The organism is Kordia sp., assembly GCF_965283645.1.
GTDB lineage: Bacteria > Bacteroidota > Bacteroidia > Flavobacteriales > Flavobacteriaceae > Kordia.
The window spans coordinates 1,601,961-1,617,591 of sequence record NZ_CBDIPG010000001.1 but is presented as its reverse complement, the minus strand read 5'-3'; the positions used below and the strand labels follow the sequence as shown (position 1 = coordinate 1,617,591).

General features: G+C 32.8%; 16 protein-coding genes and 1 other RNA gene. 10 read left to right on the top strand and 7 right to left on the bottom strand.

Going from position 1 to position 15,631, the window contains the following annotated elements:
- Nucleotides 1-3 precede the first annotated feature (3 nt).
- From ACQ654_RS06965 to ACQ654_RS06955, 3 genes are all read right to left on the bottom strand, one after another.
- Entirely contained in the window at nucleotides 4-651 is a 648-nt protein-coding gene (locus ACQ654_RS06965) for a hypothetical protein (RefSeq protein WP_430409603.1), read from the bottom strand.
- A gap of 130 nt (nucleotides 652-781) precedes the next feature.
- Nucleotides 782-3,253: a TonB-dependent receptor gene (locus tag ACQ654_RS06960; RefSeq protein WP_430409602.1), complete on the bottom strand. Its 2,472-nt coding sequence runs from the start codon at nucleotides 3,251-3,253 to the stop codon at nucleotides 782-784.
- Nucleotides 3,254-3,264: 11 nt separating this feature from the next.
- Nucleotides 3,265-4,959, bottom strand: coding sequence for a M23 family metallopeptidase (locus ACQ654_RS06955; protein WP_430409601.1), 1,695 nt, complete (start codon nucleotides 4,957-4,959; stop codon nucleotides 3,265-3,267).
- 183 nt (nucleotides 4,960-5,142) lie between these two features.
- On the opposite strand from ACQ654_RS06955, the gene ACQ654_RS06950 reads away from it, so the two are divergent.
- The 5 genes from ACQ654_RS06950 (at nucleotide 5,143) to ACQ654_RS06930 (ending at nucleotide 8,033) form a co-directional block, all read left to right on the top strand.
- Nucleotides 5,143-5,433, top strand: coding sequence for a hypothetical protein (locus tag ACQ654_RS06950; RefSeq protein ID WP_430409600.1), 291 nt, complete (start codon nucleotides 5,143-5,145; stop codon nucleotides 5,431-5,433).
- An 18-nt stretch (nucleotides 5,434-5,451) separates the two neighbouring features.
- Nucleotides 5,452-5,745, top strand: a complete 294-nt coding sequence (locus ACQ654_RS06945) for a cell division protein ZapA (protein ID WP_430409599.1) — start codon at nucleotides 5,452-5,454, stop codon at nucleotides 5,743-5,745.
- Nucleotides 5,746-5,797: 52 nt separating this feature from the next.
- A non-coding RNA gene (gene ssrS / locus ACQ654_RS06940) (6S RNA) lies at nucleotides 5,798-5,926 on the top strand.
- Between the two features lie 217 nt (nucleotides 5,927-6,143).
- The gene (rny, locus tag ACQ654_RS06935; protein ID WP_430413006.1) at nucleotides 6,144-7,715 is read left to right on the top strand and encodes a ribonuclease Y; all 1,572 of its coding nucleotides are present in this window, start codon (nucleotides 6,144-6,146) and stop codon (nucleotides 7,713-7,715) included.
- 144 nt (nucleotides 7,716-7,859) lie between these two features.
- Complete coding sequence (locus ACQ654_RS06930) at nucleotides 7,860-8,033, top strand: hypothetical protein (protein ID WP_430409598.1); 174 nt, start codon at nucleotides 7,860-7,862, stop codon at nucleotides 8,031-8,033.
- Between the two features lie 56 nt (nucleotides 8,034-8,089).
- Here ACQ654_RS06930 and xerD read toward each other — a convergent pair whose 3' ends face one another.
- Entirely contained in the window at nucleotides 8,090-8,986 is an 897-nt protein-coding gene (gene xerD / locus ACQ654_RS06925) for a site-specific tyrosine recombinase XerD (protein WP_430409597.1), read from the bottom strand.
- A gap of 167 nt (nucleotides 8,987-9,153) precedes the next feature.
- On the opposite strand from xerD, the gene ACQ654_RS06920 reads away from it, so the two are divergent.
- The 5 genes from ACQ654_RS06920 to ACQ654_RS06900 all read left to right on the top strand — a co-directional run bounded on the left by ACQ654_RS06920 (nucleotide 9,154) and on the right by ACQ654_RS06900 (nucleotide 14,383).
- Nucleotides 9,154-9,660 (top strand): outer membrane beta-barrel protein, encoded by a 507-nt coding sequence (locus ACQ654_RS06920; protein WP_430409596.1) that lies wholly within the window; start codon nucleotides 9,154-9,156, stop codon nucleotides 9,658-9,660.
- Nucleotides 9,661-9,750: 90 nt separating this feature from the next.
- On the top strand, nucleotides 9,751-10,167 hold the full coding sequence (locus ACQ654_RS06915; protein ID WP_430409595.1) for a type II 3-dehydroquinate dehydratase: 417 nt from the start codon (nucleotides 9,751-9,753) through the stop codon (nucleotides 10,165-10,167).
- 4 nt (nucleotides 10,168-10,171) lie between these two features.
- On the top strand, nucleotides 10,172-10,894 hold the full coding sequence (locus ACQ654_RS06910) for a diphthine--ammonia ligase (RefSeq protein WP_430409594.1): 723 nt from the start codon (nucleotides 10,172-10,174) through the stop codon (nucleotides 10,892-10,894).
- 120 nt (nucleotides 10,895-11,014) lie between these two features.
- A complete protein-coding gene (locus ACQ654_RS06905; protein WP_430409593.1) occupies nucleotides 11,015-11,551 on the top strand; it encodes a porin family protein in 537 nt (178 codons plus the stop codon).
- Nucleotides 11,552-11,857: 306 nt separating this feature from the next.
- Complete coding sequence (locus ACQ654_RS06900) at nucleotides 11,858-14,383, top strand: T9SS type A sorting domain-containing protein (protein WP_430409592.1); 2,526 nt, start codon at nucleotides 11,858-11,860, stop codon at nucleotides 14,381-14,383.
- Nucleotides 14,384-14,592: 209 nt separating this feature from the next.
- On the opposite strand, the gene ACQ654_RS06895 is transcribed toward ACQ654_RS06900, so the two are convergent.
- From ACQ654_RS06895 to ACQ654_RS06885, 3 genes are all read right to left on the bottom strand, one after another.
- Complete coding sequence (locus tag ACQ654_RS06895; RefSeq protein ID WP_430409591.1) at nucleotides 14,593-14,775, bottom strand: hypothetical protein; 183 nt, start codon at nucleotides 14,773-14,775, stop codon at nucleotides 14,593-14,595.
- Between the two features lie 307 nt (nucleotides 14,776-15,082).
- Nucleotides 15,083-15,250 (bottom strand): hypothetical protein, encoded by a 168-nt coding sequence (locus ACQ654_RS06890; protein ID WP_430409590.1) that lies wholly within the window; start codon nucleotides 15,248-15,250, stop codon nucleotides 15,083-15,085.
- A 163-nt stretch (nucleotides 15,251-15,413) separates the two neighbouring features.
- Nucleotides 15,414-15,626 carry a hypothetical protein gene (locus ACQ654_RS06885; protein WP_430409589.1) on the bottom strand — a complete coding sequence of 71 codons (213 nt, stop codon included), beginning with the start codon at nucleotides 15,624-15,626 and terminating at the stop codon, nucleotides 15,414-15,416.
- Between the last annotated feature and the right edge of the window lie 5 nt (nucleotides 15,627-15,631).

Here is a 15,631-nt window from a genome sequence, read left to right as displayed (position 1 = left end):
CAACTATTTCTTTTCCTCATACGGAAACTTTCTAGTCGCTTTTCGCATCATTTTAGCAATAATTGCATACGTATTTTTTCCAGATTTACGATTGATGGTTTTTTCATAACGCCACAACAATTTACCTGCATGCTTATCACTTAACTTAATGATAATTTTTCCGTAATCAGATTTTCCTTTTAAGAACGTAATCAAGTTAAAAGACGTGTCAACCTCTTTAGAAAGTAATATACGCGACATTAACGAACCACTAATAATAGCATCTACTTGTAACAAGTTGCACAATTCTTGCGGTGTATAAATATCAATATTCTTATCGGTAATTCCTGCTTTTTTCAAAATCCGATTGGTGTTATTAGTATCTTGTAAATTAATTTTAAGCTTCTTTTTTCGTTTTCTATCCAAAAAATAACTTTCCAAAGCTTCTTGAACGGCAATACCTTCTTCTTGTTCAAACTTTTCTAGTTGCGCTTCACTATACTTTTTCTGACCAGCTTTTAAATTCAGCGTCGTCTGAAAAGGAAGAATCGCAATAATTTTATGATCTTTTGAAAACTCTTCAAACTTATCACTTACATATATTTTTTTCTGTGCATTGCTTTGTTGTAGGCCAACAAATAACAATAGTAAAATAGTAACTAACTTCTTCATTATAATTTTCATTCTGAAAGTACTTCTCGATACAATTTTTTATCAAAAATCACTCAAAGTGACGTTTTGTTTTTAATACTGAGAATTGATAAAAATCTAAGATCTTCATACTCAATACTCACTTCTAATATTAAAATCGCATTCCCATTTTTACATTAAACACACGACCTGTCAAGAAATTTGGAATTCCAAACTGACGTTTTGTATACACATCACGAACCCATGTATTGGTAATTGAGTTTTGAACATCAAATACATTAAAAATCTCAAAACCTACATTCAATTCCTTAAATACAGATTTCCAACCTTTATCAAATTGTCTGTCTTTATCTACCAAAACATATGAAAAACCTACATCTGCACGTTTATAATCTGGTAATTGACTTTGAAAATCATACGGATCAGAATAGCTTGGCGATCCGCCAGGTAATCCTGTATTATATGTTAAATTTAAATACAATTTTAAGTTTGGAATCTTTCGCATATAATCTTGAAACAATACAGCAAACTTCAAACGTTGATCAGTTGGTCTGCTAATATATCCACGATTGTTGATGTTTTCTTCTGTTTTCAAATATCCAACACTTACCCAACTTTCTGTCCCAGGAACAAATTCACCATTTAAGCGCATATCCAAACCATATGCATAAGCATCTGCAACGTTGTCAGCTCGGTAACGAATACGAACGTTTTCAATAGTATAGGCATTTACGTCTGAAAGACTTTTATAATACGCTTCTGTTGTCAGTTTAAATGGACGATCCCAAAGTTTAAAACTATAATCGTTTCCTAAAACAATATGAATAGATTGTTGTGCTTTAACATTCGGATTTACAACACCATCAGCACCACGTAATTCTCTGTAAAAAGGTGGTTGATGGTAAAATCCACCAGACAAACGAAACAACATGTCTTTTTTCCAATTTGGCTTGATGGCAATTTGCGCTCTCGGACTAAAAACGGCTTGCGTTTTACTCTCAATTCCATCACCATTTACGGTCCAACTGTGTGCACGCACACCAATATTTGTCCAAACATCATGTTCTCCAAGTGTGGATTGCTTGCTCCATTGTGCAAATCCGGAAACACGATCAATTTGTGTATTATTTCGAGCGCGAACAGTTTGAAAAGGTTCAATAGGACCTTCATATGGCGTATATGGTTGATTGTTTGAAAATTGTGGTAAAGGCGGACGAATTGAAAAGCCTGCCGAATCAATTACTTCCCATTCAATCAAACGATCACGAATATCTTCATGTGTATATTTAATTCCCCAATCAACTTGGTTTTCATCATCATTAATTTTATAACTTCCTTTGTGTTCAACATTAAAAATTAACGCATCCAAATCATTTCTACCATGACTTAATTGCGAACCAATTCCTTCACTAAATTCAACACTTCCCAAATCTTGATCGCCAATATTTGTATTCACTTCTCCTAATCTGTATTGTGCTAAAATGTCAAAGTGTTCTTGTTCTGTTGTATGATATGCTGACGCGATAAATTTTAACGTGACATCATCATTTAGGTAATAATTAGCTTTCAATGCTCCAAAATACGTTCGGTAACGATCTTGCTCTTGTCCTTGATAAAAAACTAACAATGCAATTGGATCTTGAAGCGTTCCGAAATTGGTTTGACGCGTTAGTGGTTCGTAATCATAATCATTGAACGAAACATTTCCTAAGAAATTCAAATCGAACTTATCTGAAAATTTATACGTTACATACGTTTGAAAATCTGTAAATCGTGGTCTAAAATTGGTTTCCGTTTGCTTGCTATTTACCAACAAACTATTATCTCGGTAACGAATTCCAGAAACGGTAGAAAACTTACTGTCATTACTAATGGTTTCAACAGAAGCACTTCCGCCAAGTAAACTCAAATTAACACTTCCGCCAAAGCGAATCGGTCTTTTATAGGTAATATCTAATACAGAAGAAAGCTTGTCGCCATACTTCGCTTGAAATCCACCAGCAGAAAAATCTACATTTTGAACCAAATCAGAGTTAACAAAACTCAATCCTTCTTGTTGCCCTGAACGAATTAGAAATGGGCGATATACTTCAATTTCATTGACATAGACTAAGTTTTCATCGTAATTTCCACCACGAACCGAATATTGCGTACTCAACTCGTTGTTATTATTTACTCCAGGAAGTGACATCAATAAGTTTTCTACACCAGGATTTGCTCCTGGAATGAGTCGGACAGTTTCCGCAGAAACCGTTTGAATTCCTTGCACATCTTTTCTTCGACGGGAATCTAAAACCACAACACCAATTTGTTCAGCACTTTCACTCATTACTGGATGAAACTCGTATTCTTCTCCATTTTTCAATTGAAGTGTAATGGTGATATTTTTATGTGTTATGTGTGAAAACGTAAGTGTAATTTTTTCATCGGCAGGAATTGCGATCATGAAAAAACCATTCTTATTCGTTTGCGTTCCAGTATCAACAGAACTGCTAACATTTACATTTTCAATAGGCTTATTATTCTTGTCTAAAATAACTCCTCTAACGGTTGCTGTTTGCGCAATGATGAAGTTTGCAAACAGTAAAAAACCTAAGAAAAGGATGGTTCGTATTGGTTTCAATATAATTTGTTTTAATTTTTTCTAAAAAATGTGCTTGTAAAAGTAGTATTATTTCCAACATTATCAGTAACGATCAATTTTAAATTATGTTTTGCTTCCGTAAAAGTAACATCACTAAAATCGTAGGATAGCATTGCTTTTTTGGCGTCATATTCAAATAAAATCCACTTTCCATTAATAGTTCCACGGTAACTTCGTACGCCAGAAAGATTGTCTGTAACTTTTATTTTTAAATACTTTTTGCTGGAAATCCATTTATCCTTGGCAAAATTTATAGGTTTCACTTTTGGTGGAATGGTGTCTTTTGCTAAAAAGTAGGTTCCTAAATTTTTGGTACTCGTTGTAAACTTTGTACCATTCTTTTTGGTGCTACTGTAGGATGGTTTCTTTTTTCGATTTAGACTGGCAATGAATAACTTTTTGCGTTCCGCCGCTGTATATTTGGAAACATCAAACGTAATTACAAAGTTTTTGTGCGCAGGAACTTTATCATTATGAATGGTATAACGTCCATTTTTATCTTTTTTCAGGTCAAAATAGAAATCTTCATAAAAAGTTTGCTTAGGAATATATACACTTACATCACCTTCTTTTAACGTATATTCTTTGGTACGTGTAATTAAGTTTTTTGTAACTATTTCTTTCTTTTTCTGTGTGATTGCTTGTTTTTTACCAACAATAGGAACAGTAATGGTTGTTGTGTTGTTTTTAAAGTCTTTAATTTTTAAGACAACTGTATATTCTTTTCCTTCTTCAATTTGAATTTTTCCATCATTGACAACATCTTTATAAATGCTCAATTTGTTTGCAGGCGTTACAAAACAGCGTTGTACACGTTGCTTTTTCTTTTTAAAACGTGAATAATCAATCAATGTATTAATATATCTCGATTCGCCAAAGGAAAACTTTTTAAAGTCGTAACTAAAGTTTTTCACACCATTTACATAACTCTCCAATTGGTAAATTCCGTTTTTATTAAATGCTAAATCTTGTCGATCGTATGAATTTACGCCTAAGCCAATTTCGCCCGAAGCGTAGACTTTAGCAGTTGTAAAACTATTTTTCTCTTTTCCTTTTTTCAATTGCAATTGCACAATTTTATTAGAAGAATTAATTTGAGCAGAATCTGACAATGCATACGCAAAAAGACCATTTACTGTTGGATTGTGCGAATCTTTTACATCAATACCAAACAACATTGGATTCATTGGTTTGGAAGCCGCATCACGAATTTCGAAGTGTAAATGCGGTCCGCCAGAAGAACCACTATTTCCCGAATAGGCAATAACTTCCCCTTTTTTAAGCACCAATTCGTCCGCTTTTGGATACAATTGTATTTCGTAGCGTTCCTTATTATATTGTTGCTTCTTTAAATAGGCTTCTAGTTTTGGAGCTAATTTTTTCAAATGCGCATATACAGAAGTATATCCGTTCGTATGTGTTACGTACAAGGCTTTTCCAAATCCCCAATGTTGAATTTTAATACGCGATACGTGTCCGTCGCCAATAGCAAACACTTCAAAACCTTCTTTCTGTTTCGTTTTAATATCAATTCCGGAGTGAAAATGATTACTTCTTAACTCTCCAAAAGTTCCAGATAAGATAATTGGAATATCTAACGGCGATCTAAAATCGTTTTGAGGTATTTTTTGTTGAGAAAAGGCAATAGAAAAGAATAATAAAAAAATAAAAAACAGTCTATACATAAATCAAAAATGCGTTTGAAAAGCTAAAATAGCTAATACTTAGTTAATTCGGAATCTTTAAATTCAAAAACTGCACCAAAAAAACACAAAACTTAAAGTAATACTTTAAATAATGGTCAAAACCCTTGCGAACTAATTTTATGAATGCTAAATTTGTACTTGTATGCATTGAATAGAAATGTAATGAGTAGTACTTTGAAAATCGTTGATTCTCTTGAAAATAGAGTGAGTAAAATGCTTCACAAGCTTGTAGTGTTGGAGCAAAAAAACCAGAAACTAAGTCAAGAACTAGCAACGGCAACTCAAAATACAAAACGTTTGCAACAAGAAATCTCAGGATGGGAAGAAAAGTATCAAACGCTAAAAATTGCAAATTCAATGCTTGGCAGTGATAACAATAAAAAAGAAGCTAAGCTTAAAATAAATACACTAATTCGGGAAATTGATCATTGTATTGCACAATTAGCCGAATAAAAGATAGTTCTTTACACTATGGAAAATAAGCTCAAAATAAAGCTTTCTATTGCGGATAGAGTATATCCACTTACCATTGCGGCAAGCCAAGAAGAAGGATTGCGCAAAGCGGCTAAGAAAATAGAAGCTATGATAAAACAGTTTGAGCAAAGCTATGCCGTAAGAGACAAGCAAGATGTATTGGCAATGTGCGCGGTACAATTTGCAGCTCAGGTAGAGCAAAAAACGATAGATAAAGATGCAAATCAAACCGCATTAGAAGACAAATTAAAAGCGCTCGACGAGTTACTGAAAGCGCAACTTAGCTCATAAGTTCTGTAAAATATAATAGGTTACTGCCTACATTGGTTTTTATTTTTGATAAACTCAACGTTACTATAATTAAAAAGAGTGAGTCATGATTGTAAAAGCAAGCTGTCAATACTAAACTTGTTTGGTATTTGGACGGATCCTTGATCAATCTGTTAGCTCTAAACTTGTTTTTTTGGAGTTTATACAAAACTCTAATCAATGTAGGCTTTTTTAATGAAACTCAGTTTTGTGAAGCGTGAAAGGCGCACGCAAAATTGTTAGTTGAATTAAAAAATATACTTTTTGTTTTTGAAACGTTACAAAGCGAATTCAAAACTTAAAGTAGGATTGCATTCACTGAGAAGTGAAAATTAAGGTTTTTACCTTACAAACTAACACATAATTAAGATCGATAGATGATGGATAGTACAACAATCATAATCGCAGTCGCCGTCGGCGTTGTTTGCGCATTCATAGGCTTCATGATAGCCAAGAGCTTGGAGAAAAAACAAGCTTCAAAAATTATTCAAGACGCTAAAAAAGAAGCTACTGCTGCATTAAAAGCTGCAAAAGTAGAATCAGAAAGTGTGAAGAAAGACAAAATTCTTCAAGCAAAAGAAAAGTTTTTAGAGCTTAAAGCTGAACACGAAAAATTTATCTTATCAAAAGATAAAAAAATGGCAGAAGCCGAAAAACGTACGCGTGACAAGGAATCTCAAATTTCAAGTGAATTATCAAAAAACAAAAAACTCAACCAAGAAATAGAAACAAAACTAAAAGATTACAACTATCGTTTGGATTTTGTTGAAAAGAAAAAAACGGAAGTTGAGCGTTTACATAAAAGTCAAGTTGAACAATTAGAAGTAATTTCTGGGTTGTCTGCTGACGAAGCAAAAGATCAATTAGTTGCTTCCTTAAAAGAAGAAGCTAAAACGGATGCAATGAGCTACATTCAAGCAAAACTTGAGGAAGCAAAATTAACGGCACAACAGGAAGCTAAGAAAGTTATTATCAATACCATTCAACGTATTGGAACGGAAGAAGCTGTTGAAAATTGTGTATCGGTTTTTAATATTGAATCGGACGATGTAAAAGGTCGTATTATTGGTAGAGAAGGACGAAATATTAGAGCTTTGGAAGCCGCAACAGGTGTAGAAATTATTGTTGATGACACGCCAGAAGCTATTATTTTATCCTGTTTTGATTCTGTTAGAAGAGAAATTGCACGTTTATCATTACACAGATTGGTAACTGACGGACGAATTCATCCAGCGCGTATTGAAGAAATTGTAAAGAAAACACGCAAGCAAATTGATGAAGAAATTATTGAAGTTGGGAAGCGTACTGTCATCGATTTAGGAATTCATGGATTGCATCCAGAATTGATAAAAACGGTTGGTAGAATGAAATATCGTTCTTCATACGGACAAAACTTATTACAACATTCACGTGAAGTTGCAAAGCTTTGTGGTGTAATGGCCGCCGAATTAGGATTAAATCCAAAACTTGCTAAAAGAGCCGGATTGTTACACGATATCGGTAAAGTGCCAGATACTGAAACAGAAGTGCCACACGCAATCTTGGGAATGCAATGGGCAGAGAAATATGGTGAGAAAGCAGAAGTTTGTAACGCCATTGGAGCCCATCATGATGAAATAGAAATGGTTTCATTATTATCACCAATTGTACAAGTATGTGATGCAATTTCTGGAGCAAGACCAGGCGCGCGTCGTCAAGTATTAGACAGTTATATTCAACGATTGAAAGATATAGAAGACATTGCTTTTGGATTTAATGGAGTTAAAAAAGCATATGCAATTCAAGCTGGTCGTGAACTCCGTGTTATTGTTGAAAGTGAAAAAGTAGATGATGCGAAAGCGGCAGAATTGTCATTTAACATCTCACAAAAAATTCAAACGGATATGACTTATCCTGGACAAGTAAAAATTACCGTAATTAGAGAAACAAGAGCCGTAAATATTGCAAAATAGTTTCGTGCTTACTTATATAAATTTACAAAACGTGAATATTGAAGTGTTATAACTTACGGTATTCACGTTTGTAGTTTATGGCAAAACATTGACAGATAGCTGTTATTTATAGGTATCTTTAGTATAACCTAAATAAGTACTGTTATGTTAAAGAAAATTTTAAATCTCACAGGAGTAGACATGCTTTCTAAAACAGCACAGATTGAAACCCAAGGAGGAAAAATGACAGCTTCCTTAGCCGCATCATTTATGTGTTATTGCAATAATACATATGTTGGTGAAAAAAAATCAGTTCAAGACTGTTGGAGTACATGTTGATTACTAGAAAGACGAAAAGTCAAAAAACAGAAATCAGTTAACGGTTTCTGTTTTTTTTATGTTCTAGGATGATATTTTGCCATCACTTTTGCCAAATGACTACGATCTACATGCATGTAAACCTCAGTAGTTGTAATGCTTTCATGACCTAACATGAGTTGGATGGCGCGTAAATCGGCACCATTTTCCAGTAAATGTGTTGCAAAAGAATGTCGAAATGTATGTGGTGATATTTTCTTTTTCAATCCTGATTTCTCTGTTAAGCGTTTTATAATCGTAAAAATCATTACACGTGTGAGTTGCTTTCCGCGTCTATTTAAAAATACGGTATCACTAAATTCAGGAATGTGCTTAATTTTATTTCGTTGTCCATTAATATATAAATTAATATGTTTCTGCGTAAACTCACTAATTGGTACAAAACGTTGTTTATCGCCTTTTCCGTTGACTCTGATGAAGCCTTCATCAAAAAACAAATCGGAAAGTTTTAAACCTACTAATTCGCTTACACGTACACCACAACCATATAAAGTTTCAATAATTGCTCTATTTCTGTGCCCTTCATTTTTACTCAAATCAATAGCTTTGATAAGTTTTTCAATATCATTAAGTGCTAACGTATCGGGTAACTTTCTTCCAATTTTTGGAGTTTCAATTAGCTCCATAGGATTATCTTTTCTATAATCTTCAAAAACTAAATAATTAAAAAAGCTTTTCAAACCTGAAATAATGCGTGTTTGTGAGCGAGCGTTTAAAATTTTAGCAACTTCATAAACAAACTGCTGTATCGTTTCTTCATCAATAGTGAGTGGTGAATGAGGAATGACATTTTCGTCTAAAAATCGTATTAGTTTTTCAATATCGTGAGAATAGTTAACAATAGTGTTGTCAGATAAACCACGTTCTATTTTTAAATAATGCTGGAAATCTTTTAGCGAATGCGCCCATTTCATAGGAAAAATCTTATAAATTTAGTGAAATTTGTTAAAAATTAAACAATTGATAATCAGAATGTTAAAAAAAGGGTTGCGTCAATTTATGTTAATAATTAGTTAACAAATGTATGTCAAATTACAAAAATTACTTCTTTTGTACTGAATTAATTAAAAAACTATTTAAGATGAAAAAAATTATTTTAGGAGTAGTTGCAATTTTTGCATTTGCTTTTACATCAAACGCACAAGAATTTAAAGTAGGATTAAACGGAGCTTTACCAATTGGTGATGCTGGAGATTTTTACACATTTAGTGTTGGTCTTGATGCAGCTTACTTATGGAATGTGTCTGAAAAATTTGATGCTGGTATTGCAACTGGATTTACTAATGCTTTCGGAGATGAGCAATCAGTTACTATCGCTGGAATTACTGCTACAGCAGAAGTAGAAGATGCGCAATTTATTCCAATCGCAGGAGCTGCTCGTTTCAATGTTTCAAATGATTTTTACATTGGAGCTGACGTAGGGTACGCAATCGGGATTAACGATGGTAACGATGGTGGTTTCTACTACAGACCAAGAATTGGTTACAATGTATCTGATAAAGTAAACCTTAACTTATCGTATACTGGAGTTTCTCTAGATGGAGGAAGTTTTGATACAATCGGATTAGGAGTGGAGTTCGGATTATAAGAATCTCACATCATAAAATTAGAAAAGGAAGTCAATTTGACTTCCTTTTTTTATGCTTAAAAATTGCCTACTTTTACCAAAACAATTGCCATGAACATCATTATTATTAATGGACCCAACTTAAATTTACTCGGAAAACGTGAACCAGAAATTTATGGTAGTGCTACGTTTGAAGACTATTTTGAAGCGTTGCAAAAGCAGTTTCCGAATAGCAAGCTTAGCTACTATCAATCAAATATAGAAGGCGAATTGATTAGTAAATTACAAGAAGTTGGTTTTGATTCTGATGGAATTATCTTAAATGCTGGCGCATATACACATACATCTATTGGAATTGGAGACGCAATTAAAGCCATCAAAACGCCAGTTGTAGAAGTTCATATTTCTAATACATTTGGCAGAGAAGCCTTCAGGCATCAATCGTATATTTCGGCGCATGCAAAAGGTGTTATCTTAGGTTTTGGAATGCAAAGTTATCAATTGGCAATTCAAAGTTTCTTATCGTAAATTAATGAAGAAAGCATACTTTAATTGGAGCACAGGAAAAGATTCTTCACTGGCTTTATATCATATTCTAAAAAATAAAGAATACAACGTAACACAATTAGTTACAACAGTAAATAAAGACTACGAACGTGTTTCTATGCACGGATTGCGAGAAGCTTTGTTAGATGCGCAGGTAAAACGTTTACAATTGCCATTACAAAAAATATACTTTCCTGCAGAAGTTTCCATGGCAAGCTACGATGAAACCATGAAAAAAGCTACTGCTTCACTTGTTGATGCTGGCTATAAATATGGAATATTCGGAGATATCTTTTTAGAAGATTTACGAAAATATCGTGAAGAAAAACTAAGTGAAGTAGGAATTACAGCCGTATTTCCTTTGTGGAAACAAGATACAAAAACGTTATTAAAAGAAATGTTAGCACTGGGTTTTAAAGCGATTACTGTTTGTGTAAATGCTAAATTACTAGATGCATCTTTTGTGGGTAGAATTGTAGATGAAAGCTTCCTAAACGATTTACCATCAACTGTTGATCCGTGTGGTGAAAATGGCGAATTTCACACGTTTGTATATGACGGACCTATATTTTCATCACCAATTGAATTTACTATTGGCGAAAAAGTGTTAAAAACATATACACCTTCAAAAAAAGAAGAAGATAGCTGTGCTACAGATGATTCAGTTTGGGACACAGCATTTTGGTACTGCGATATAATCCCAAAATAGCCCAAAACTCTTAAAAATTAATACTTAATTCTGAAATATTTAATCTTCATTTACAATTTACTTGTGATTTTTTAACAGTAGTTGCCATTAGATTTGGTCATTAATTTTAAAAAATTTATAATGAAAAAACAATTACTAATTACACTATTTTGTTTTGTGTGTATTTGCATAACTAATGCACAAGAAATCACAAAACCTGTAGGAAAACAAACTACATTCGGTTTTAAAGTTGGTTTGAGTGGGAATCATTTTGGGAATCAGTTTAATGATAGCTTTACAGGAGTCGAATTTTACGCAGGATTATTTTTAGAAACATCATTGTCTGAAAATTTTAGTATTCAAAATGAATTACTCTTTTCAACTTTTACTGATAGTTATGATTTTATAGAAGTTCCTATATTATTAAAGTATAAAATATCAGATAAATTTAGCTTATTTGCAGGCCCAAAACTTGATTTTTTAATTAATGAATCTAATGATTTGTTTCAATTTAAACCTTTAGGAATTTCTGCTGAAATTGGTGTGCAATACAATATTTCTAAGCGTTTTTTCTTGGAAGGAAGATACAGTCATAGCTTTACTAAACAGGTAAATGTAAGAAGTGGTTCATCTGAAGCGCTTAGAACATTGCGTTTCGGAGTTGGTTTTAGATTCTAATGTGAATCATATCTTAAAAATTAACGTTTTTATGTGAAAACTTTAATCAAGTTTTAAGATTCAATTAAGAACAAATTAAGACAAACCAGCCCTATATTTGAATCAGAGATCAGACAATGATTTCACACAATTTTTTCATAGCTGAAGGTGGGATATCAGTTATTAGGTTGGTTGAGGAAAAAGTCATTCAAGAAATTGAATGACTTTTTAATTTCTTAAAAGTCTGTTTTTCAGAGCTCACACCAAATCACTTTAATTTCATAACACTAGGTTTTTAAAATCAACTGTTTTTTCGTAAATTTAAAAATGAAAAAGATTTTCTCATTACTATCTATACTACTAATTAGTCACAGTATACACGCACAAGTTGATTTTGAAATACACATGCTGTCCGATAATGGAACAACAGGAAGTTTACCTGTAGCTCTAGTACACGCTGACTTAGATGTAGACGGTGACATAGATATTGTTGGTTTTTCTCAAAATGATAACGCCGTTGTTTGGTATGAAAATGACGGGACTGAAAACTTTGGTTTGCCTACAACGCTTTTTAATTTCACTGAAACTAACATTCCTATACTAAGAATAGCTGATATTGATGGAGATAATGATATGGATATTGCTTTTGGGCATAGACTTACTATTTATTGGTATGAAAATTTAGATGGAAATTTAAATTTTGCAAGTGCGCAACCAATCGCTTATGGAGACTTATATGATTTTTCACTACATGATGTCGATAATGATAATGACTTAGACGTCGTTTTTTCAGAAATTAGTATGGGGTTTTATTCTGGTCTATCGGTGGTTAAAAATACAGATGGACTAGGTACTTTTGGGACTAGTACTCTTAGAAGCTATGCAACACAATTTTTTTCGATTGCAGACATAGATGGCGATGGTAATTTGGATATAGCATATTCTAAATCTTTTTCCACTGCATTCCAACCAGATGAAAGAGAAATTGCTTTTCTTCGTAATGAAGATGGTTTAGGGCAATATAACAATTCACGTGTTGTACTCTTTGACAATGCTACTACTACAAACATTGTTATAGCCGATATGGATGCCGATAATGATAAAGACGTGTTAGCTGGACTCGTTTGGTTTGAAAATTTAGATGGTGTCGCTAATTTTGACACTAATTGGAATTGGATTTTTGCTAATGTTAACACTGATAATAATTCCAACTATCGTGTCGTAGCTATTGAAGATTTAGACGCAGATGGAGATAACGATATCATATTCCGAAGTCGAACTACTGATAATTACACCACTGTTTCCTGGTTAGAAAATGACGGAAGTGGTAACTTTACTGCATTACACATTATAGCTACAGGAATTTCAGATTCATCTTTGTTTATTTCAGATTCATCTTTGTTTATTGATGTGATCGACTTAAATAATGATGGCGCATTAGACGTTATTCTTGCAGTAGAGAGTACTAATCAAATTTTGTGGTATAAAAATGTAGGAAGGCTACCCAATGAAATTAACGGAAATGTTTCTTTAGATATTGATGCCAACGGATGTGGAATCAATGACATAGATATTTCAAATGTTATTGTGGTTGCAGACAATGGAATTAATACATATGCTACTTATCCACTAGCAGATGGAAGTTATACAATTCCAGTAAGTGAAGGAGTTTTTACGACGACGATACAATCCACAATATCTTCAAATTATTCAGTGGTGCCAAACATACATACAAATACGCTTACAGGTTTTGGAGCTACTGCTACAGCTGATTTTTGCCTCACACCAAATTCATTACTAACCGATCTATCTGTTGCGGTTTATCCAAATATTGATGATCCACGTCCTGGATTTGATACAACTTACGAAATTGTTTATAAAAATGAGGGCACAACGCAACAAAGTGGAAGCGTTTCTTTTCAATACGATGATTCAAAAATACAGTTCTTAAATGCGTCTCAAACAATTGATGTACAAACATCAAACACCATAACGTTCAATTATGTGGATTTGAATCCGTTTGAAATTCGAACTATCAATTTGGAATTCAATGTGCTTGCACCACCAGTTAATAACATCGGAGAAACACTTTCGGCAACGACTATAGTAAATCCTGTTACAGGTGATGTCACAGCTACAAATAATGTGTTTACAATCAATCAAACACTCATAGGTTCCTATGATCCTAACGATATCAATGTGTTGGAAGGAACAGAAATTTTACTGGAAGATTCAGATAAATTTTTACACTATACGATACGTTTTCAAAATACAGGAACGGCTTCTGCCATCAATGTATCTGTAAACAATGAGTTAGATGCTAATCTTGATTGGTCCACGTTTCAATTGGAAAGTCTGAGTCATACTGGACATGTAAAAATTACGGATGGTAACGAATTAAAATTTATTTTTGACAATATTAACTTACCAGACAGTACAAGCGATGAACCCAACTCACACGGATTTATCACGTATAGAATAAAACCAAAAACTAATATAGCTATAGGTGATGTTATAAGTAACAAAGCTGCTATATTCTTTGATTTCAATCTTCCAATAATCACAAATACAGTTACTACAGAAGTTATACAGTTGCTATCGGTTGAAGCGTTTGCCAACGAGATTTTTTCACTATATCCTAATCCTACAGAAAATGTAGTATCTGTTCGAGGTTCAGAATTTGTAACTAAAGTTTTCGTATACAATAGTCATGGAAAACGAATGAAAGAAATAGATTTTAACGGTGTACGCAAAGATTTTCAAGTAGAAATGAATACGTACAAAGCAGGAATCTATTTTATTTCCATAGAAACAGTAAAAGGAAAATACACGTATAAGCTTATTAAAAAGTAGTTTGTAAACATGAAAACAAAGTGAACGTGGGTTCCTTTGTTTTTTATAAACTACTTCACAACTTCGCATTTACAAAAACAAGTATTCGTAAAAATGTGATTACAGTTATTTCTAGTCTTACAATGATTGTTGTAGTCATACAAAAAGTCAAAATCTACTATTTCCTTTTTTTAGAATATCAACAATTTAAGTCTTTGATGAGAATTGACCTAGCAAGGACAATATGACCAAAAACTTTCTACACCACAACCGACAGTTTCTGCGGGTTCTGGGCAGATAATATTAGTTTCAGCATTACATACAATTCCACTTCCGCCTGATGCTGAAATAGCGTTGAAATTAGAAATAGATTTCTTGTTAATTCGTAGTGATTTTAGATTTTTCTTTTTCATAATTTAATTTTTTAATACATACAAATTACCAAAACCAATTGCAAAGCAAGTATGCTAAGACCTTACTTAACAAAATTATAAGAGTTTTTGAAAGCATAAAAAAGGTTGTCTAAAACTTATGAATTTCATCGAATTCTTGAAGATAAGTGTAATGATTTTAGGTTTTTCTTTTTCATGATATAAAGTGCTGATTTATATAATAAAACATGAAAATAAATTATTACTAAAGTATGGTAAGACCGTGAAAATAGCTTGATGGTTTATAAAAAAAAAACGCTCCGAAGAGCGTTGTAGAAATTTTATTTTATTACGAAGATTGACAGAGCTGGCAATTATCTCCTATCGTATAGGCAGCAGCAGTTTTGCAGAAACAAGAAGGACCATCAGAAAAACCAGCTCCTTTTACTTTTTCATAGGTTAGTAAAGAGATCGATTTTTTGTTTAAATCTAACGATGTAATATTTCTTTTTTTCATAATTTATATTTTTGGTTCAACTAAAATTATAAAAATAAATCATCATATACTTACGGTAAAGCCGTAATACCTGTCAATGAATGTGCATGAAATCAAAAAAAAAGCGAACCGAAGTTCAGTTTTAAAAACATTGAATGCTATAAAACTTCTAGTATCTACATTACTATTCTGTGCAAATTTGTACGCTTATACATAAATGTATGCTCAAACATGATCCACATGTTTCATTGTTTTGTGTATAAGTAATGCATGACATCACTTCACTACATCGTGCCCAACTTTCTCCTTCAAGATTACCTCCATTAATTTTTTGAGGATTCAAGTCTGAAATAGATTTTTTGTTAAGGCTTAAAGATTTTAAATTTCTTTTTTTCATAATTT